General features: G+C 62.8%; 21 protein-coding genes. 12 read left to right on the forward strand and 9 right to left on the reverse strand.

All coding sequences use genetic code 11. The features are described 5' to 3' along the window. Nucleotides 1-35 precede the first annotated feature (35 nt). The 4 genes from OEZ49_RS00245 to OEZ49_RS00260 all read left to right on the forward strand — a co-directional run bounded on the left by OEZ49_RS00245 (nt 36) and on the right by OEZ49_RS00260 (nt 2,905). Nucleotides 36-1,262, forward strand: a complete 1,227-nt coding sequence (locus OEZ49_RS00245; RefSeq protein ID WP_263386444.1) for a flagellin N-terminal helical domain-containing protein — start codon at nt 36-38, stop codon at nt 1,260-1,262. Nucleotides 1,263-1,329: 67 nt separating this feature from the next. Further along, nucleotides 1,330-1,707: a flagellar biosynthesis regulator FlaF gene (gene flaF, locus OEZ49_RS00250; RefSeq protein ID WP_263386445.1), complete on the forward strand. Its 378-nt coding sequence runs from the start codon at nt 1,330-1,332 to the stop codon at nt 1,705-1,707. Then, the gene (flbT, locus tag OEZ49_RS00255; RefSeq protein ID WP_263386446.1) at nt 1,704-2,108 is read left to right on the forward strand and encodes a flagellar biosynthesis repressor FlbT; all 405 of its coding nucleotides are present in this window, start codon (nt 1,704-1,706) and stop codon (nt 2,106-2,108) included. Before flaF ends, flbT begins: the two co-directional genes overlap by 4 nt. Continuing rightward, entirely contained in the window at nt 2,105-2,905 is an 801-nt protein-coding gene (locus OEZ49_RS00260) for a DUF1217 domain-containing protein (protein ID WP_263386447.1), read from the forward strand. Before flbT ends, OEZ49_RS00260 begins: the two co-directional genes overlap by 4 nt. A 49-nt stretch (nt 2,906-2,954) precedes the next feature. Here OEZ49_RS00260 and OEZ49_RS00265 read toward each other — a convergent pair whose 3' ends face one another. Continuing rightward, on the reverse strand, nt 2,955-4,496 hold the full coding sequence (locus tag OEZ49_RS00265) for a DUF427 domain-containing protein (protein ID WP_263386448.1): 1,542 nt from the start codon (nt 4,494-4,496) through the stop codon (nt 2,955-2,957). A 93-nt stretch (nt 4,497-4,589) separates the two neighbouring features. On the opposite strand from OEZ49_RS00265, the gene OEZ49_RS00270 reads away from it, so the two are divergent. Then, complete coding sequence (locus OEZ49_RS00270; RefSeq protein WP_263386449.1) at nt 4,590-4,868, forward strand: hypothetical protein; 279 nt, start codon at nt 4,590-4,592, stop codon at nt 4,866-4,868. Between the two features lie 3 nt (nt 4,869-4,871). Here the strand turns inward: OEZ49_RS00270 and OEZ49_RS00275 are convergent, their stop codons facing one another. Then, nucleotides 4,872-5,573, reverse strand: coding sequence for a winged helix-turn-helix domain-containing protein (locus tag OEZ49_RS00275; RefSeq protein WP_263386450.1), 702 nt, complete (start codon nt 5,571-5,573; stop codon nt 4,872-4,874). Next, entirely contained in the window at nt 5,545-5,832 is a 288-nt protein-coding gene (locus OEZ49_RS00280) for a hypothetical protein (protein ID WP_263386451.1), read from the reverse strand. Before OEZ49_RS00280 ends, OEZ49_RS00275 begins: the two co-directional genes overlap by 29 nt. 176 nt (nt 5,833-6,008) lie before the next feature. Between OEZ49_RS00280 and OEZ49_RS00285 the strand changes: the two genes are divergently transcribed. The 4 genes from OEZ49_RS00285 to OEZ49_RS00300 all read left to right on the forward strand — a co-directional run bounded on the left by OEZ49_RS00285 (nt 6,009) and on the right by OEZ49_RS00300 (nt 9,970). Continuing rightward, entirely contained in the window at nt 6,009-6,506 is a 498-nt protein-coding gene (locus OEZ49_RS00285) for a hypothetical protein (RefSeq protein ID WP_263386452.1), read from the forward strand. Nucleotides 6,507-6,601: 95 nt separating this feature from the next. Beyond that, a complete protein-coding gene (locus tag OEZ49_RS00290) occupies nt 6,602-7,219 on the forward strand; it encodes a ribonuclease HII (protein WP_263386735.1) in 618 nt (205 codons plus the stop codon). Between the two features lie 105 nt (nt 7,220-7,324). Beyond that, on the forward strand, nt 7,325-8,428 hold the full coding sequence (locus OEZ49_RS00295) for a site-specific DNA-methyltransferase (protein WP_263386453.1): 1,104 nt from the start codon (nt 7,325-7,327) through the stop codon (nt 8,426-8,428). 159 nt (nt 8,429-8,587) lie between these two features. Further along, a complete protein-coding gene (locus OEZ49_RS00300; RefSeq protein ID WP_263386454.1) occupies nt 8,588-9,970 on the forward strand; it encodes an adenylate/guanylate cyclase domain-containing protein in 1,383 nt (460 codons plus the stop codon). Nucleotides 9,971-10,058: 88 nt separating this feature from the next. On the opposite strand, the gene OEZ49_RS00305 is transcribed toward OEZ49_RS00300, so the two are convergent. After that, a complete protein-coding gene (locus tag OEZ49_RS00305) occupies nt 10,059-11,192 on the reverse strand; it encodes an alkane 1-monooxygenase (protein ID WP_263386455.1) in 1,134 nt (377 codons plus the stop codon). 60 nt (nt 11,193-11,252) lie between these two features. After that, nucleotides 11,253-12,284, reverse strand: coding sequence for an A/G-specific adenine glycosylase (mutY, locus tag OEZ49_RS00310; protein ID WP_263386456.1), 1,032 nt, complete (start codon nt 12,282-12,284; stop codon nt 11,253-11,255). A gap of 106 nt (nt 12,285-12,390) precedes the next feature. On the opposite strand from mutY, the gene OEZ49_RS00315 reads away from it, so the two are divergent. From OEZ49_RS00315 to OEZ49_RS00325, 3 genes are read left to right on the forward strand one after another with little or no spacing between them, the layout of a single operon-like run. Next, nucleotides 12,391-12,897: a DUF721 domain-containing protein gene (locus OEZ49_RS00315; protein WP_263386457.1), complete on the forward strand. Its 507-nt coding sequence runs from the start codon at nt 12,391-12,393 to the stop codon at nt 12,895-12,897. Nucleotides 12,898-12,910: 13 nt separating this feature from the next. Continuing rightward, nucleotides 12,911-13,582, forward strand: coding sequence for a DsbA family protein (locus OEZ49_RS00320; RefSeq protein ID WP_263386458.1), 672 nt, complete (start codon nt 12,911-12,913; stop codon nt 13,580-13,582). Next, nucleotides 13,582-14,700, forward strand: coding sequence for a CaiB/BaiF CoA transferase family protein (locus OEZ49_RS00325; RefSeq protein ID WP_263386459.1), 1,119 nt, complete (start codon nt 13,582-13,584; stop codon nt 14,698-14,700). The genes OEZ49_RS00320 and OEZ49_RS00325 overlap by 1 nt, the downstream gene beginning before the upstream one ends. A 3-nt stretch (nt 14,701-14,703) precedes the next feature. Here the strand turns inward: OEZ49_RS00325 and lpxK are convergent, their stop codons facing one another. The 4 genes from lpxK to OEZ49_RS00345 all read right to left on the reverse strand — a co-directional run bounded on the left by lpxK (nt 14,704) and on the right by OEZ49_RS00345 (nt 19,212). Then, complete coding sequence (gene lpxK, locus OEZ49_RS00330; protein WP_263386460.1) at nt 14,704-15,702, reverse strand: tetraacyldisaccharide 4'-kinase; 999 nt, start codon at nt 15,700-15,702, stop codon at nt 14,704-14,706. Beyond that, nucleotides 15,689-16,918: a 3-deoxy-D-manno-octulosonic acid transferase gene (locus OEZ49_RS00335; protein ID WP_263386461.1), complete on the reverse strand. Its 1,230-nt coding sequence runs from the start codon at nt 16,916-16,918 to the stop codon at nt 15,689-15,691. The genes lpxK and OEZ49_RS00335 overlap by 14 nt, the downstream gene beginning before the upstream one ends. A gap of 157 nt (nt 16,919-17,075) precedes the next feature. Next, nucleotides 17,076-17,879 carry a 3'(2'),5'-bisphosphate nucleotidase CysQ gene (locus OEZ49_RS00340; protein ID WP_263386462.1) on the reverse strand — a complete coding sequence of 268 codons (804 nt, stop codon included), beginning with the start codon at nt 17,877-17,879 and terminating at the stop codon, nt 17,076-17,078. Then, on the reverse strand, nt 17,866-19,212 hold the full coding sequence (locus tag OEZ49_RS00345; RefSeq protein WP_263386463.1) for a TldD/PmbA family protein: 1,347 nt from the start codon (nt 19,210-19,212) through the stop codon (nt 17,866-17,868). Before OEZ49_RS00345 ends, OEZ49_RS00340 begins: the two co-directional genes overlap by 14 nt. Nucleotides 19,213-19,308 lie beyond the last annotated feature (96 nt).

Genomic DNA, 19,308 nt, shown 5'->3' on the forward strand with positions numbered 1-19,308 from the left:
CGGGCCAAAGGCCCACAAGATCAAAGGATGATGCTATGTCCAGCATTCTGACGAACAATGGCGCCATGGTTGCGCTGCAGACCCTCAAGTCGGTCAACATGAACTTGGGTCAGACCCAAAACGCCATCTCTACCGGCAAGAACGTGGCTACCGCCAAAGACAACTCGGCCGTTTGGGCCATTTCGAAAGTGATGGAATCCGACGTCAAGGGTTTCAAGGCGATCAAGGACAGCCTGAGCCTGGGTGAATCGACCGTCGCCGTAGCCCGAAACGCGGCCGAAACGGTGACCGATCTGCTGACCCAGATGAAGGGCAAGATCGTCGCCGCACAAGAGGACAACGTCGATCGCAATAAGATCAACGCCGACGTCACCGCACTCAAGGATCAGATTGCGGCCGTCGTGGGCGCGGCCCAGTTCAACGGGCTGAACCTTGTTGACGGAACAGCCGCCTCGGCTTCGATCCTGGCCTCACTCGACCGTGACAATGCGGGGAACGTGACCGCCTCATCGATTACTGTGGCCGGTCAGAACCTCTCTACAGGGGGTTACGCCGCCAAAGCAGTGTTCGATGCGACGAACACCGATGGTGTGTCGGCGGATGGACAGGATAGCTTTGGTTTCTCACTGGATGCTAATGGCGGTACCGACGATAACGGTCAGATTGAGTTCGAGCCGCACGGTACCGCCGCCTATGCTGCAGGCGACAGCTTCACGCTCCGTCTGGGCGATACCGAGGTGAGTTATACTGTCACCGCCGAAGATATCGCGTCGACCTCGGCGGCGGATGTGATCGCGGTTGGGATGAAGGCGGCTATCGAAGCCTCTGGCGCGAATGTTACGGTCGACTATAACGCTGCAAACTCGGGCCGGCTGGTGATCACCAATGGCGGTACTGACAGTCTGCACGTGTCAGGCCAGTTCACCAATGCAAACTCGGGTGGTTTGGGCGCGCTGGCTGCAATCGACGTATCGAACTCGGCAGGTGCGGCAGCGGCTCTGGGCTCGATCGAAACCCTGATCGGTACGTCAATCGACGCAGCTGCGGCCTTTGGTTCGGTCCAGGGGCGGATCGAGACGCAAAAGACCTTCATCTCGAACCTGACCGACTCGCTCAAATCGGGCATCGGTTCGATGGTGGATGCAGATATGGAAGAGGTCTCGGCGCGCTTGCAGGCGCTTCAGGTCCAGCAGCAGCTGGCGGTTCAGTCGCTGTCTATCGCCAACCAGGCGCCGCAGTCGATCCTGTCGCTGTTCCGCTAAGCGTTCAGGCCGGGGCAGTTTTGCCCCGGCCTCCCCTGCAGACATCTCCCAACAGTAAGGACATCACGTGAACGCGCTTCTTCAGGCACGCCAGGCCTATTCGGCCGCTTCCGCACCGATCCGGACGCCGCGGAACATGGAATATGAGGTTCTGTCCAGAATCACTCACCGCATGCACAACGCGGCCAAGCGCGGCAATGCCGGGTTTAGTACCCTGGTCGAGGCTCTGCACGAAAACAACCGTCTGTGGGGTATTCTTGCCGTCGACGTTGCCGACAGTGCCAACAGCCTACCTGCCGATCTGCGTGGACGGTTGTTCTACTTGGCCGAATTCACCCAGGTGCATACCAGCAAGGTTCTTCGCCGCGAAGCGTCCGTCCGACCGCTTTTGGAAATCAACACGGCCGTGTTGCGCGGCCTTCGCAACGGAGGGTCGGCAGCATGAGCGGCCTTGTCCTGAAACTCGCTCCCAAGGAACGGGTGCTGATCAACGGAGCGGTGATTGAAAACGGAGATCGTCGTGGCAGGTTGTCGATCATGACACCCGACGCGAACATCCTGCGCCTGCGCGATGCCATCCACCCCGAGGAAGCGACGACCCCGGTGCGCCGCGTGTGTTACGCGGCGCAGTTGATCCTGTCGGGCGACAGTGATCCATCCGCCGCCAAACTGTCGCTGCTGCGGCGCATAGAAGAGCTGAGCCAGGTTTTCACAGATCGGGACAGCCGCAAGATTCTGTCCGAGGCGACCGAAGCTTTGGTGGCAGAACACTACTACAAGTGCCTCAAGGCGCTGCGTGGCCTGTTGCCGCGAGAGGAGCGCATCCTGGCGCTGCGCCCGCAATGAGCTTTCAACCCGTCCTTGTTTCGAACGGGATCGCGGGCTGGCGGTTCCTGCAACGGACATATGACAGTCAGTTACAGAGCTTCTCGAAATCCGCCGCGAGAAACCGTGAGGTCGACTATTTCACGGAAAAGATCAGTACCGTCAAAAGCGCCGAGGATCTCGTGTCTGACAGGCGCCTTTTGCAAGTGGCGCTCGGGGCGTTCGGGCTTCAGGACGACATCAACAATACCTATTTCGTCCGCAAGATCCTGGAGGATGGAACCACCTCGCCGGATGCGCTTGCCAACAAGCTGTCGGACAAGCGGTACCGCGAATTTTCCAAGGCGTTCGGTCTGGGTCCGGGTGAGATCCGCACGACTGGGCTGGCGACCTTCATGGAAGATATCGTTGCCCGCCACGAAGCGGCCAGTTTCGAGGCAGCGATCGGCACCCAGGACGAAAGCCTGCGCATCGCGCTTTATGCGCAGCATGAACTAAAGGCTCTGGCCGAAGATCGCTCGGGCGAGAACGCGAAATGGTTCTCCCTGATGGGTGTTCCACCGCTCAGGCAGATGATGGAGACCGCGCTGGGCCTGCCGTCGGGGCTGGGGCGGATCGACATCGACCAGCAGCTCGAGATATTCAAGGAAAAGCTGCAAGCACTGACCGGATCGGATTCGATCTCTCAGTTCACCGACCCCGAAACGGTGGAAAAGGTCACGATCGCCTATCTGGCGCGGGCACAGATCAACAGCCAGGTCATCGGAACCTCGGCCGCGCAAAATGCGCTGACCCTTCTGGGTGCCGCGTTCCGCTGAGGCATGCCGGTCGCTCCGGCAGGCGCCGGGCTCGGTTTCCCGAACATGTTCAGGCGGCAATCGCGTAACAGCTGACCGGATCGGTCACGTTATGAAGCGTCACGGCGCCCAGGGACAGGCAATCGCCGCAGACCGGGCGAATGTCCTCTGACACCACGATCCGATGCTGTGCCGATTTTCCGTAGTCACCCAGACGGGCGGCCACATTGGCCGCCTGGCCGATCACAGTGAAATCCAGCCGTTCGCGAGATCCGACATTGCCATAGGTCACCCGGCCATAGGCAATCCCGATGGCGCAGTCGAGCGTCGGCGCCCCGTCGGTGCCTTGGGCCAGGGTCGACACGATGCGGGTCGCGGCGTCCAGAGCGTTTCGTTGCGCGGTCTCGGCCGTCGTGGCATTTGGAAACACCGCCAGTACCGCGTCGCCGATGAATTTCAAAACCTCGCCGTCATGTGCATGCACGATGTCCGACACGGTTTCGAAAAAGCGGTTCAGCAGAGCGATGTACCGGGCGCGACCCATCTGCTCCTCCAGCCGGGTCGAGCCGCGCAGGTCGCAGAACATGATGGCGGCGTCGATATCGTCGCCGTCGCCGCGCCGGATATCGCCGCCCAGCACCCGCGCGCCGGTGCGCTTGCCGACATAGGTTTCCAGCAGCGCGCGGGCATTCTCGGCTTGGGTGAAGACCTCGTAATAGCGCCCGATCACCGCCGTGCATTCGAACACCAGGCCGAGGTTCGCGGTGGTGAACCCGTCGGGGTGATCGCAGGTCAGGGTCAGGACATTTGTGCGGCCATCCGAAAACGGCATCGGCATGGCGACGTAATCTGTCGCCCCCTGTGCCCTCAGGTCTTCCATGATTGGAAAGCTGTTTTCGGGAGTGTCGACGTTCAACCGTTGACGCACGCCGCCCAACCCGTTCGAGACATGCCGCAGCGGGCTGTTCTGATATGCAGGATTGTCGTGCAGCTCGTATGTCGGGGCAAAGGTCGAAATCTCGGTCTTGCCCTTTTCCCAGATGTAATGTTTGCCGGCGATCAACGGATGCAAGGACCAGACCATCACGCCCAGGCGGGACACGGCAATGCCGTGTTCCAGCATCTTTTCGGCCAGCGCCAGGGTGAATGCCTCGGGGCTGCGGATTTGCGACGCCCGGCGCATCAGCCAATCCACCAGCGGTCCGCTGATATGGCCGGGATCGTCCTCGCTCAGCTCGTTCTCGCCCAGGTCCATCCGCGTGTAGGCACCGGGCATGAAACCGACATGGCCGCGAATGCCCTCGCTTTCCGGCAGGGGGTTTTCATAGGCCCAGACCGCGTTTTCCACGCGCTCGTCCTCCAGCAGCAGATCCTGGTAACTGGCGGTGCCCTTGAAGGGACAAAAGGTCTGCAACTCGGATCGCTCGCCAAGGCGCACCAGGACATCTTCGCGTGGCACGTAGACAGTTGGCGAAAGCCGGGTTTCGTACATCACCCTTGCACGGGATGTCACGGCCAGCAGGGTGCTGCCGCGGTATATCTCGACACGGCCCTTGAGCGGTTCGGTCCGGATGCCGTAACATTGGCCCAGCGACGTGGCATGGACGTTCATGAGCGGACTCCTTTTTGCCCATCCTATCAAAGGATGGGCGGGCAGGATCCCGAATCCAAGGGCACGCGCGGGGATTTTACCGGTGGTTGGCGGATGCGGCTTGTTCTGATGACACTTCTTGGCACGGCTCTGACCGGGCCGCTGGCTGCGCAACACAAGAAACAGTGGCAGCCGACACGCGACCAGTGCATCTGCATCGCCGTATGTCAGGCACGTGAAAACCCGGGTCGGATGACCAGCCAGCCGGGCTATGGCTGTCCGCATATCCGCGACGAGCTGATCATGGACAACATGGCGCGCTGCAAATGCCCGGCCTGGACACCGAATAAACCGGCAAAAGCCGAGCCGGGGCGACCATCGCCCAATCACTGAGCCTCAGACCATCTGGATGACGGATTTCTCGATCGCGAGCATATAGCCACGCTTGGCGATGTTCTTGACCAAAAGCGCACTGATCATCTGGTTACCCAGCGTGTCGCGCAATCGCTTGATCCGGGTCGCGCCCGCCGCCTCTTCGCAATCGGCGGCCTCGCGGCCGGAAATCACCGCTTCGATCTGGGCACCTGACAGCACCTCGTCATCCATCCGGGCCTCGGCCAGGACGGCAAGGGTTTCGATGGCGGCCGGAGTCAGCTGGAACTCCATGTTGTTGAGATACACGGTGTTCTCTTCGCGGCTGATCAGAAGCGAGGTGACCTGAATGCCCGTACGCTCGATCTGGGCCATGCGACGGTTGATCAGCACCAGCATTGCCAAAAACACCAGCGCCGCGATCATCATCGCGCTGGCAAAGACCAGCAGGACGAAGATCACCATGCGATAGCTCGACAGGGTATCGGCAAAGGCGGTGCCCGATTGGGCGAGAATTTCCAAGAGCCGGATCTCGGCCTGGGTGGTCAGATCGTTTTCGATAAACACCCGCTCGACCCGCGCGTTGAACGCGTTGGCGTCGGGAAGGGTAAGGAACAGGAAGGTGGCGGTCGTGGCCAGGATGACCACGATCGCCGCGATCCCCATCCCGATCAGCCGCGTGCCCGAGCGGCGCGCCTCAGAAACGGAGAAAATAGGGTCCGGCATCGGCCTTCCTTTTGTCCAGGCCTTCGGGACCGAAGACAGAGATCACGTTCAGCAGGGTCCAGCCAGCAGTCTGAAGGCGCGTGGCGACTTCCGGAGCGGCCTGACCGGCGGAACAGGTGGCGACCTGCATGACCCCGTAGTGAAGACGCAGGGGTTGTTCTTGCTTGGCCTTGTATTCGGCATAGCAATCGGCGGCGCGGGCCGGAACCGGAAGCAGGGACAGGGCCAGAATGGCCAATATCGGGACGGTGTGTTTCATGCCGCTCATCCTGCGTCCGAAACCCGGGATATTCAATAACAACAGGGCGATGCGGGCTTTGATATCGGATAACAGGGGGGCGATATTGCTTGTCCGACGGGGCCGGTCCCAGGTTGGTGGCATCCCGAACTCGCCCTTTGATGGGGTGCCCAATCACCACTGAACAGGAGTTCACCATGCACCGTAAGTTCATTGCCCTCGTCGTATCCACCGCCATTGCCGTCACCGGTGTTTCTGCCAGCCAGGCCCGTGCTGCCGACGCGCATGATATTCTGGGTGGTCTTGCCGCGGTCGCCATTCTGGGTGCCGCGATCCACCACTATGACAAGAAGAAAGAGCGGCGCAGACAGCAAGAAGAGCATGTCTCGCGCAATCCGATCCACCCCTACCCAATCCCACAGCCCGAACCCAACAGGCATGGCTACCCTAAGCCGCGCCCGCTGCCCCAGGACATCGCGCGCTATAACCTGCCGTCGCAGTGCCTGCGCGAGGCAGAGGGGTATCGCGGCGCCGGACCGGTTCTTGGGGCGCGCTGCCTGTCGCGCTACTACAAGTATTCGGAAAGCCTGCCGGAACAGTGCAAGGTCGCCTATTGGAATGGCGAACGTACCCGGTCGGCCTATGAGCCCAACTGCCTGCGCAAGTACGGCTACAAGGTCGCCTACAACTATTGAATCGAGCAGCCCGACGCGAAACGCGTCCACGGGCAGGGGGTGCCTCCTGCCCATTTTCTCTTGTCTTGAGGATGGATTTGCGGTTTGCCAAAGAGATGATCTATCCGGATTTCGAATTTGAAAAGGCGCTTGCCGCGCGTGGGTTTCTCCGCATCGCGGGGGTTGACGAGGTGGGGCGCGGTCCACTGGCTGGCCCGGTTGTGGCCGCCGCCGTGGTGCTGAACGCCGAAGCTATTCCCGAAGGACTGAACGATTCCAAGAAGCTGACCGGCAAGCGGCGCGGCTTGTTGAACGACCTTCTCAGGCAAGCCGCCGAAGTTGCCGTCGGAGAGGCTTCGGTCGATGAGATCGAACAGTACAACATTCTGCGCGCCTCGCACATGGCGATGCGGCGCGCGGTCGAGGCATTGGACCCACCGCCCGATTTTCTGTTGATCGACGGGAACATGATCCCACAGGGGATCGACATTCCGGCGCAGCCGGTGGTCAAGGGCGACACAAGGTCGGTGTCGATTGCAGCGGCCTCAATTGTGGCAAAAACATGGCGCGACAGGGTTATGGTGGATTTGGCGCAACAGCATCCCGGTTATGGCTGGGAGCGGAACGCCGGATATCCGACACCCGAGCATCGCGCGGCGCTCCAACATCTTGGCCTAACCCCACACCATAGGCGTTCGTTCAAGCCGGTGCACAAGATATTGTATCAAGAGTAATTTGTAACCTCCTGATTCAAAAAAGAATTTGACCGGGAATCCGGTTTGACTCATCCTGTCTTCAACCAAATGAGCGCAAAAGCGCCGTGGAACTTGAGGCAGTATATGACGACCACAAAGACTCTGGGCGCGACAGCGCTCCCGTTAAACACGATTCTTTCCGGCGATTGCGTCGAGGTGATGAATTCATTGCCTGCGGCCTCTGTCGATCTGATCTTTGCGGACCCGCCGTATAACCTGCAACTCAAGGGCCAGTTGCACCGACCGGACAACAGTCAGGTCGACGCGGTCGACGACCATTGGGATCAGTTTTCCAGCTTTGCCGTCTATGACCGGTTCACCCGCGATTGGCTGAAAGCCGCGCGACGATTGCTGAAACCGAATGGCGCGATCTGGGTGATCGGATCTTATCACAACATCTTCCGGGTCGGCTCGGCGCTTCAGGATGCGGGGTACTGGATCCTCAACGACGTGGTCTGGCGCAAATCGAACCCGATGCCGAATTTCCGTGGCAAGCGGTTCACCAACGCGCATGAGACGATGATCTGGGCCTCGAAATCCGAAGGCGGCAAGTACACGTTCAACTACGAGGCGCTCAAGGCGCTGAACGAAGGTGTGCAGATGCGCAGCGACTGGGTCATGCCGATCTGCACCGGGCATGAGCGGCTCAAGGATGAAAACGGCGACAAAGCGCACCCGACACAAAAGCCCGAGGCGCTGCTGCACCGGGTTCTGGTCAGTTCGACCAATCCGGGCGACGTGGTGCTGGACCCGTTCTTTGGCACCGGCACCACCGGCGCGGTGGCCAAGATGCTGGGTCGCGAGTTCATCGGCATCGAGCGCGAGGAAGCCTATCGCAAGGTTGCTGAAAAACGCATCGCCAAGGTGCGCAAATTCGACCGCGAGGCGCTGGAAGTCAGCGCCAGCAAGCGGGCAGAGCCGCGCATTCCATTTGGCCAGCTGGTCGAGCGCGGTATGCTGCGCCCGGGCGAAGAGCTCTACAGCATGAACCAGCGGCACAAGGCCAAGGTGCGGGCCGATGGCACCCTGATCGGCCAGAACATCAAGGGCTCGATCCACCAAGTCGGTGCGTTTCTGGAAAACGCGCCCTCGTGCAACGGCTGGACCTATTGGTGCTTCAAGCGCGACGGCAAGGTGGTGCCGATCGACGTGCTGCGCCAGCAGATCCGTTCGGAACTGGCAAACTAACCCGCAAGATCCCAAGCATACCGCCGGTGCCTGTGGCCTGACACATGGCACTACACCTTGCCCCGCCGTATCACGGCGGGGTTTTTTTCAGTGTCGCACCCGGTTTGCGGTTGCGATTATCATGCCTATCTCGACCGCAGGAACGAGGAGAAGCCCGATATGGCCGATATCACAGCCCCGGCGCGCCGACGCGAGCGCTTTTTCTTTACCCAGCCGGACGAGTTCGATCTGGACAACCGATTCACCGAGGCGGCGCTGGAACGGCACAAGCGCGAGGGGCTGGAACTGGCCGTGCGCGCCCGCTGGGTTGCCATGGTGGTCATCGCGGTGTTGCTGGTCTTCGTCAATCCCCAGTGGGAGGTGCTGTATTATCACGGCATTCTTGGCCTGATCGCGCTGAACGGCTGGTTCATTCGGCGCGCCGGCCGGGTGGGCCAGTCGCGGACCGAATTGTTCCTGATCTTTGTAGATCTGTTGATCATGACGCTGGGCATGATCGTGCCAAACCCGTTTTCCGAGGATGTGCGCCCGCTGGCGATGCAATACTGGTTCGACAATTTCCAGTATTTCTTTGTGATCCTGGCTGCGGGTACGCTGGCCTATTCCTGGCGCACGGTGATTGCGATCGGGACATGGACCATGGTGATGTGGACGACCGGCTGGCTCCTTGCCTGGTGGGTGTCCACGCCCATCCCAGAGTTGTCAGAGCGCGCAGCAGCAGCTTTTGCCCGTTTCCCGGACGTGGCCGAGCACATGGATCCCAACAGCTTCATGCCGGAACTTCGGGTGCAGGAAGTGGTGGTCTTTCTTATCGTGGCGGTCACGTTGGGTATCTCTGCCCGGCGCTTTAACCGGCTATTGATGAACAACGCGGGGTTGGAACGCGAACGCGCCAACCTGTCGCGCTATTTCTCGCCCAACGTAGTTGATGCGCTCAGCCAGAATGACGAACCGCTGAAACAGGTGCGGCAAGAGGATATCGCGGTCCTGTTCATTGACATCGTGGGGTTCACCCGTTTTGCCGCGGGTCGCGATCCCTACGAGGTGATCGAGGTGCTGCGCGGTTTTCACGCCCGGATGGAGGCGCAGGTGTTCCGCCATCACGGAACGCTCGACAAATACCTGGGCGATGGACTGATGGCGACGTTTGGCACGCCGGTGGCTGGCGACCGCGATGCTAGCAATGCTCTGGCCTGCGCCCGGGATATGGTGGTCGAGATCGAAAAATGGAACCGTGAGCGAAAACGCGCTGGCGAGCCTGAGATCCGTGTCGGTATCGGCGTGCATTTCGGGCCGGCGGTTCTGGGCGATATCGGTGCCAACCGGCTGGAGTTCGCGGTGATCGGCAACACGGTCAACGTCGCCGCCAAGCTCGAGGCGCAGACCCGCCTCTGCGCCGCGAAAATCGTGATCAGCGACGAGCTGCACGACCAGGTGCTGGAGGAGAATGGCGGCGCCAGCCGCTTGCTCGACGGTTTCGGCAAACGCGAGAACGAATGCTTGCCCGGTATCGGCGATCCGATGACGGTCTGGACGCTCTGAAAGGGCGGGCCGCTCCCGCCCGTCGGCCGGCGCATCGCAGATGCGCCACCTCCCGTTGGGCCGGGCGGCGCGCGCTGCGCGCCGCGGTTCAGCGCGGGGCCGGGTTCAGCGCCTTGTTGTAAGGTTTCCAGTCGGAAATCTCGGGGTAGTATTGCCGCCGCCAGGCGCGCACGCGGGGGTTCATCACCCGCTGCCACAGCGGCGGGATCATCGCCGCCACGGTCATAACGAGATAGCCATAGGGCAGTTGCGGCGCGTCCGCCTCGGTATGGTTTTGCAACAACGGAAACCGGCGGTCAGGCTTGTAGTGATGGTCGGAATGGCGTTGCAGGTTGATCAGCAGCCAGTTCGACGCCCGTTTTGCCGAGTTCCAGGAATGGCGCGGTTTGACATGTTCGTATTTGCCCTCGCCCAGGTGTTTCCGTGTCAGCCCGTAATGTTCGACGTAGTTGACCACCTCGAGCTGCCAGATCGCGGTACCGGCCTGCACCAAGAACAGGCCCAGACCGGCCCAACCGCCGATCAGCCCGGCGAGCGTCAGCATCACCCCCTGCAAGGCCCAATAGCGCCAGAACGGGTTGGCCGGATCGGTCCAGCGCTTGTCTTTGCGCGCCAGCATCTCGCGCTCGGCGCGAAAGGCCGAGCGCAGGCATTGCACCAGCACCCGCGGATAGAACCGGTGAAACCCTTCGTTATAGCGCGCGGTTACCGGGTCGCGCGGGGTGCCGACATAGCGGTGATGCACCAGCAGGTGTTCGGACCGGAAATGCGAGTAGAGCACCATCGCCAGCAGGATATCGCCCAACCAGCGCTCGAACCGGTCCTTCTGGTGCATCAATTCGTGCGAATAGTTGATCCCAATGGTCCCGGTGATGACACCGACGCCAAAAAACAGCGCGATCCGTTCTCCTGTGGAAAGGTGGTCGGCGCGGGTGGTGTACCAGATCAGGCCATAGAGCGTGATGAACTGCACCGGCACCCAGAGCTTGGTCAGCAGGATGTACCAGCCCAACGCCTCTTCGCCGGTCTCCGGGTCGGCGTTTTCCAGGTTCTCGCCCGTCGCCTGGTCAAGGGCCGCAAAGGCCCACCAGGTCGACAACGGAACCGCCAGCAGCCACCAACCGCCCTCAGTTGCCGCGAACCAGACCAACGGCACCAGCAGGTAGGATATCCAGAAGGGCAGGGCGCCTTGCCAGCGCGAGAGTTTCTCTGGGGCGATCATCGCACACTCCACAACAAACCGCCTGAATCCTAGACGTTTTTCCGGTCTCTGCCCATCGGTCTATTGGCCGCGCCACAGGTCGTATGCCTTGCGCATCACAGTCGGCAGGTCCGAGGGACGGAAGGCGTGCTTTTCGACGATATGCAACCCCTCGGGTGGTGGCCCCTTGGGAAGTTCGGCGCTGTGGATGCGTAGGATCAGGTGAAAATGAGTAAAGGTATGGCGCACTTCCCCCGGCAGTTCGCACCAGTCTGCCGCAAAGGGTGGCTTGGGGGCGGGGGCTTCGGACCAGTCCGAGCCGGGCCAGCCCAGCATCCCGCCCAAGAGGCCGTGATCGGGCCGCCGCTCCATCAGCCAGCCGCCATCGGCATGCCGCGCCAGATAGACATGGCCCAGTCGCACCGGCTTGTCCTTCTTCGGTGCCTTGCGCGGCAGGTCGGGCGCGGTGCCACGCACCCGCGCCAGGCAAGGGTCGCGCAGCGGGCAGATGCCGCAGGCGGGCGATTTTGGCGTGCAAATCGTGGCGCCCAGATCCATCACCGCCTGCGCGTGATCGCCGGGCCTGTCGGCGGGGGTCAGCTCGGCGGCCCGCGCCTTCAATTCAGGTTTCACGCCCGGCAGCGGTTCGGGAATGTCATAAAGCCGGGCCATCACCCGTTCGACATTGCCGTCCAGCACGGTTTCTGCCCGGTCAAATGCAATGGCGGCAATCGCGGCGGCGGTATAGGGGCCGATGCCGGGCAGGGCGATCAGGCCCTCGTAGGTATCAGGAAAGGTTCCGCCATGGTCCTGTGCCACCACGCGAGCGCATTTCAGCAGGTTGCGGGCGCGGGCGTAATACCCCAGCCCTGCCCATTCGCCCATCACCGCCTCGTCCGGGGCGGCGGCAAGCGCCTGAACCGTGGGCCAGCGCGCCGTGAAGCGGTGGAAGTAATCGCGCACCGCAGCGACGGTGGTCTGTTGCAGCATGACTTCGGACAACCAGACCCGATAGGGATCGGGGCGCACGCCAGCGGCGCGCGCCGCCGGGCCGACCCGCCATGGCATTTCGCGGGCATGGACGTCGTACCAGGCCAGCAATTCAGCGCTCACGCTTATGTGTTGCTGATCGCGCACGGAAAATTCTCCCTGGCTGTCGGGTTTCTCTGGCGCCGCAGCGCCCGAGAAATACAATAGCGCCATCAGAGTCGGATACCAGATGGCACAGAGACGATCCTCGACCCGCGGTTTCAAGCGTACGGCAATCCTGCTGGGCGACCAAATACGGCGTGCTGGCGAAAGCCGGGGCTTTGCGGTCAGTCGGGTGTTGACCCACTGGCCTGAGATCGTGGGCCATGACCTCGCCGCCATCGCACGCCCGGTCAATATTGGTTATGGCAAGGGTGGCTTTGGCGCTACGCTGACGGTCCTGACCACTGGGGCACAGGCCCCAATGTTAGAAATGCAAAAGGAGCAGCTGCGCGAACGGGTCAACGCTGCCTATGGCTATAACGCGATCAGCCGTGTCAGGATCACACAGACCGCGCCGACCGGTTTTGCCGAAGGGCAGGCAACATTTGAACACCGACCCAAGGCCGTCTCGACCGGTCCCGCGCCGGAAATCGCGACCGAAGCGTCCCGTGTCGCGCAGGGTGCCAAAGATGAAGATTTGCGCGCTGCCCTTGAAAGACTGGCACAGAGCGTTTTATCGAAGCAGAAATCATAAGAAAGGGCCTGAAATGAGCCGTATGGGAACCGTGATCTGTGCTGTTGTGGCGATTGCCGCTGGCGCTTACTGGCTGAGTCTGCCGTCATCCAACGCCAACTTGCCATCCTCACCACTGATCGGTGGCGCCGATGCGCAACAGGCCGAGGTCGATACCTCGACCATCGTCGAAATGGTCCAAGGGGCCGAAGACGCGCCTGTCGAGGTCATCGAATATGCCTCTTACACCTGCCCGCATTGCGCCCGGTTCCACGAGGACGGATACAAGCAGCTAAAGGCCGATTTCATCGACACCGGCAAGGTGCGGTTCATCTATCGCGAGGTCTATTTCGACCGTTATGGTCTCTGGGCTTCGATGGTGGCGCGTTGCGGCGGACCCGAGAAATTCTTTGGCATCACCGACCTGGTGTTCAAGGGTCAGTCTGAATGGGCCCGCGCCGGTGGTCCGGCCGAGATTGCCGACGAATTGCGCAAGATCGGCCGCCTGGCGGGCATCGACAATGACAAGCTCGACGCCTGCCTGGGCGATGCGACAATGGCACAGACGCTGGTCGCCTGGTACCAGGAACACGCCACCCGTGACGAGATCAACTCGACGCCGAGTTTCATGATCAACGGCAAGAAGGTCGAAAACCAGCCCTATGCCGATTTCAAGGCCCTGATCGAGGCAGAGCTGGCGAACTGATGACGCGGGCTGCGCCGCTTTCGGGACTCAGGGTCGTCGAACTTGCGCGCGTGCTGGCTGGCCCCTGGGCCGGCCAGACCCTGTCAGATCTGGGCGCCGATGTGATCAAGGTCGAAAGTCCCGCAGGTGACGACACGCGCGCCTGGGGGCCGCCTTTCGTGACACGCGACGACGATGTGTCAGCCGCGTATTTCCACTCGACCAATCGGGGCAAGGCATCGGTCGTTGCCGATTTTTCAACCGGCGAAGGGCAGGAAAAGGTGCGCGCACTGGTGCGCGACGCCGATATCCTGATCGAGAACTTCAAGGTTGGCGGGCTGGCCAAATACGGGCTGGATTACGCCTCGCTGTCGGCGATCAACCCCCGGCTCATCTATTGCTCGATCACCGGCTTCGGGCAGGACGGCCCCTATGCCCATCGCGCCGGATACGATTTCATCATCCAAGGCATGTCAGGTCTGATGTCGATCACCGGCGAACCCGAGGGCCAGCCGCAGAAATCGGGCGTGGCGATCACCGATATCTTTACTGGCATTTACGCGGTTACCGGCATTCTGGCCGCCCTGCACCAGCGTGACCGGATTGGTCGTGGACAGCATGTGGATATGGCACTGCTCGACGTGGCGGTGGCTGTCACCGCCAACCAGGCGCTGAACTACCTGGCCACGGGAGAGGTGCCGCCGCGCATGGGCAACGCCCATGTCAATCTTGCCCCCTATCAGGTGTTCGACTGTGCTGACGGCCATATCATCATCGCCACCGGCAATGATCGGCAATTCCAGCGGCTGTGCCGGGTGCTGGGGCTTGATGACATGGCCGAGGCGCCGGAGTTCCTGAAAAACCGGGATCGCCTCGCCAACCGCCGGGTGATGATCGCGCGGCTGAACGGCGCCACTGCGACCCGGGCCAAGGCCGAGTTGCTGGCCGCCTGCGAGGCGCACGGCATCCCTGCCGGTCCGATCAACGACATGGCCGAGGTGATTGCAGACCCGCAGGTGATCGCGCGCGGCATGCAGATCGCGCTTGAGGGTGTGCCGGGCATCCGCGCACCGTTCCGGTTCTCGGACGCCGACCTGGCCCTGCACCGGCCCGCGCCCAAGCTGGGCGAGGACGGTTGAGGTTCAGGGCGCAGGGGCAACCGCCAGCAGCATGTCGCGCACCCGGTCCGCATCTGCCATCTCCAGCCGCACCGGCAGGGTGATGACCTTGGACCGGAACGCGGGCGGCAGCCGAACCGCGTCTTTTTCGGTTGTCACCATCTGCGCACCAAGCAGCCGCGCCTCGTTTTCGAGCCGTGACATCAGCGCGGGCGTCAACGGCTGGTGGTCGTCCAAGGCCTCGGCCCGCAACACGTCCGCCCCTTCGTTGCGCAACGTGCGAAAGAACTTGGCCGGGTTGCCGATACCGGCAAAGGCCAGAACCGGGGTAGCGGCCCAGTCCATGCCGGTTTTCAGGGGTTTGAGTTCCGCCGTGGCACGCGGCAGGTCGATCATCGTCCCCCATCGGGCGGTGAAATCCGCCTGCGCGGCGGCATCCCCCAGCGACAGAACCAGATCGGCGCGCCGCAGCCCCACATCTACCGGTTCGCGCAGTGGCCCCGCCGGAATGCAAAAGCCATTGCCGAACCCCTGCGTCGCATCGACCACGATGACCGAGAAATCCTTGTCTACTGCCGGGTTTTGGAACCCGTCATCCAGCACGATCACGGTTGCGCCGGCCGCTTCGGCCGCCCGCACACCGGCGGCCCGGTCCTTGGCGACCCAGACCTCGGCAAAGGCCGCCAGCAGCAATGGTTCGTCGCCCACTTGTTCGGACTTGTGGCGGCCTGGATCGACCTGCACCGGCCCTTGCAGCGCGCCGCCATAGCCGCGCGTGACGACATGCGGCTCGTGACCTGCGTCGCGCAGCCGCTCGACTACCCAGATCGCGGTTGGCGTCTTGCCGGTGCCACCTGCGTTCAAGTTGCCGATACAGATCACCGGCACAGTGGCGCGGATCGGCTGACCCGCCCGCATCCGTCGCGCTGTTGCCCCGGCATAGAGTGCCCCCAATGGCCGCAGTAAACTGGCGCGCAGGCCGGGCTTTGCCGGATCGGTGTTCCAGAATTCAGGCGTCCGCACGTTCTGCCCCCCACCGGTCCAGTCGATCCTGGATAAGTTCGATCAGCTCATCGGTCAGATGTGCGGTTTCGGTCACGACCTCCCATCCTGCCAGTGCCATCGCGGCGGCGGCATCGGGCGCCAATAGATGCACGACTTCGGACCCCAGCGCATCGGCGTCGCGAACCGATCGCGCGGCCCCGGCCGAGGCGAGGCGAACATATGTGTCGATATGGCTGCGCACGTTCGGACCATAGAGCAGCGCCGAACCGAGAGCCACCGCCGTCAGCGGATCCCGTCCGCCCGCGCCGGGCTCCAAAGAACTGCCCAGAAAGGTCAAGGGCGACACCCGGTACCAGAGCCCCAGGGTCTCGGGGTCCGCGCTGATCGCCACCTGGGTGTGATCGTCGATCATGTCACCGACATCCCAGTTGATACAGCGCAGGTCCATATGCTCCAGCCGTTCGCGCAGGGGCCCGGCCTCTTCGGGGTCGGCGACATGCACGACCAACAGCGCCCGGTGCAGTGATCGCAGCGCAAAGCGATGGGCGGTCAGGACCGAGATGAACTCCTTGGCCTGGGTCCAGGCAGACAGCCAGACCGGCCGCCCCCCCAAAGCCGCATTGACGGCCGCCAGCTCGTCTTCCGGCCAGGGCGCCGGGTTCGCACTGACCTGTAACGGAGGCGAAGAGCGCACCTTGGCAGGGGCGACGCCTGCACGGCGCACCTGGCGGGCGGCGGCCTCTCCATTGGTTACGATCAGGTCAAAACAATCCAGAACCGTGCGCGTAAGGTCGGGCAACCACCGGTGCTTGCGCGCGGCCAGGTCGCTTTCGGCAATGTCGATCAGAACCATGGGCAGCCCGGATTGCGCCGCCTGGTCGATCAGGTTCGGTTTCAGCCCGCCGCCGGACCACAGGCACATGTCCGGCGTCCAGTGGTTCAGAAAACGCCGTGCCGACATCGGGTGATCTTCGGGCAGGACCGATACCAGCCCTGTGGTCGACGGCCAATCGTCGGTTCTTGTATCCCCGGGAATGGTGAACAGTGCCGACAGGTCGGGGCGCAACGTGACAAGGCGCTGGGCCAGATCGCACAGGGCCGGAAAACGGCCACGGTCGGCCACGTGAATCCACAGCAACTCCCCTTCGGGCCGCGACGGCATGTCCTTGCCCGGGGGATGCGCGCCGCGCCAACTGAGCACGCGATAGGCCGTAAGGCTGAGCGAGCGCGCCATGACCTAACGTCTCACCGACACGGGGCGGGCCGTGAAACTGGAAAACGGGTAAAGGGCGCAGGCCATGCGGTCGCTCCGGCGGGTTCGGTTCAAAATCCGCGGCAACCTAAGGCATCCGCGCTACAGGTCAAGCTTGCCCAATCCCGGCAACACGCGGTCAATGGCTTGCAATCCCCAGGCCGGCCGGGTCAAGCGCCGCCGCCAGCCCGCCATGTACGGTGTTGCCGCCCGCGATCACACCGGCCAGGCGAGGCCGGGCATTGTTGAACCTGAGGGGGGCGCCAAACCGGTCGGTGCAAAGACCGCCCGCTTCGCGCAGGATCAGGTCACCGGCGGCGATGTCCCATTCCCAACTGGGCCGCAGCGTAAGCATGCCGTCGAACCGGCCTTGCGCCACCAGCGCCAGCCGGTAGGCCAGCGATGGCCGATAATCGCGTTGGAACACAGGTGGCGTTCGCCCGATCCAGTGTTCCGGTAGCAGATTGGGCCGTGCGGCCAGAATATGCGCCTGTGCCAGATCGGCAGGGGCTGAAACCTGGATCGGGTCACCGTTCAGAAACGCGCCACCGCCCGCCGCCGCAGAGAACAGCAGGTCTCGCATCGGCAGATAGATCACCGCCGCTGTCACCACGCCGCGTTCAGCCACCGCCAGAGCATGTGCCCAGGTGCGCGAGCCGTCGGCAAAGCTGCGGGTGCCGTCGATCGGGTCGACAATGAACACCCGGTCACGATCCAGCCGGGCGCCACTGTCCTCGGTCTCCTCGCTCAGCCAGCCGTATCCGGGCCGGGCGGTGGGCAGCATCTGCTCCAGCATGGCGTTCACCGCCAGATCCGCCTCGGTCACTGGTCCTGCACCGTCGGGTTTGTCCCAACGCTGCGCCTCGCGGCCCGAATACCGGGTCGCGATACGCCCGGCCTCGTGTGCGGCACGGATCAGCAGGTCGAGGTCAGTTTCCGGCAAGCGTCATCCCCTCGATCAGGATTGACGGCACCACCCGCGACAGCCAGGTGCGGGCGTCGTTCGCGGGCACCATCCGCAGCAGCATGTCGCGCAGGTTGCCCGCGATGGTGCATTCGTTGACCGGATAAGCGATCTCGCCATTCTCCACCCAGAACCCCGAGGCTCCGCGCGAATAGTCGCCAGTATTGGGGTTGATGGTCGAACCGATCATGGATGTCACCAACAGACCGGTTCCCATGTCGCGCAACAGGTCGGCCCGGCTGGCTGTTCCTTGGGTCATGGCGATGTTCCAGTTGCTGGGCGAGGGCGGGCCGGAAATGCCACGCGCTGCGTTTGCGGTCGATCCCATCCCCAGCTTGCGCGCACTGGCTAGATCCAGCGTCCAGCCGGTAAGCACCCCGTTTTCCACGATGGCGCGACGCCGGGTCGCCAGCCCCTCGGCATCGAAGGGGCGCGAGCCCGAGACACGCGGGCGATGCGGGTCTTCGATCACCGACAGATGAGACGGCAGCACCTGTTCGCCCAGCGCATCCTTGAGCCAGGACGATCCGCGCGCAATCGCGGCACCATTGGCCGCACCCAGCAAGTGACCGATCAGAGACGACGAGATGCGTTCGTCGAACAGCACCGGGAATGTGCCGGTCGCGGGCTTTCGGGCACCTTGCGCGGCAACCGCCCGTTCACCTGCGATGCGCCCGATTTCGGCGGGGTCGCGCAGGTCCGACTGCCAGCTCCGGCTGTCGCCATCATACTCGCGCTCCATCCCCGTTCCGCTGCCTGAAATCGCCACGCAGGAGATCGAGCGGGATGTACGGCGGTAGCCGCCGGAAAACCCGTTTGTCGCCGCGATATGGATGGCATTTGCCCCGTATCCGCCGCCCGCGTCAGAAACCTGCGTCACGCCTTCGACCGCCAGCGCTGCGGCCTCGGCCGCCAGCGCATCCTGCATCAGGGCCTCGGCGGTGGGTTCGGGGGCGGGATCACACAGATCCAGAGCGTCTGCATCAAGGTTTCGGCAAATCTCCGACGGGTCAGCCAGCCCGGCATAGGGGTCCTCTGGCGCCTCGCGTGCCATGGCCACCGCCCGTTCGGCCATCGCGGCCAAGGTCTCGGGCCGACTGTCGGAACTCGACACGATGGCCTGGCGCTTGCCGATGAACACCCGCAACCCCAGATCGGTGCCCTCAGAGCGTTCGGCGTGTTCCAGCGCGCCGCCACGCACCTCGACCGAGACCGATGTGCCTTGGGTGACCATCGCATCGGCGGCCTCGGCCCCCGCCTTGCGGGCCGCATCCAGAAGTGCGTCGCTGATTTCCTCTACGGTACGCGGCATGGCCCCTCCTGTCATCCTGTCACCGAGGTAGCCGCCGACTGGGCCTGCTGCAAGCCCTACGCTGCGAATTGACGAACCGGGCGCTTTGCGCCCGGT

It is taken from the genome of Ruegeria marisflavi, from assembly GCF_025673445.1.
Classification (GTDB): Bacteria; Pseudomonadota; Alphaproteobacteria; order Rhodobacterales; family Rhodobacteraceae; genus Ruegeria_B; species Ruegeria_B marisflavi.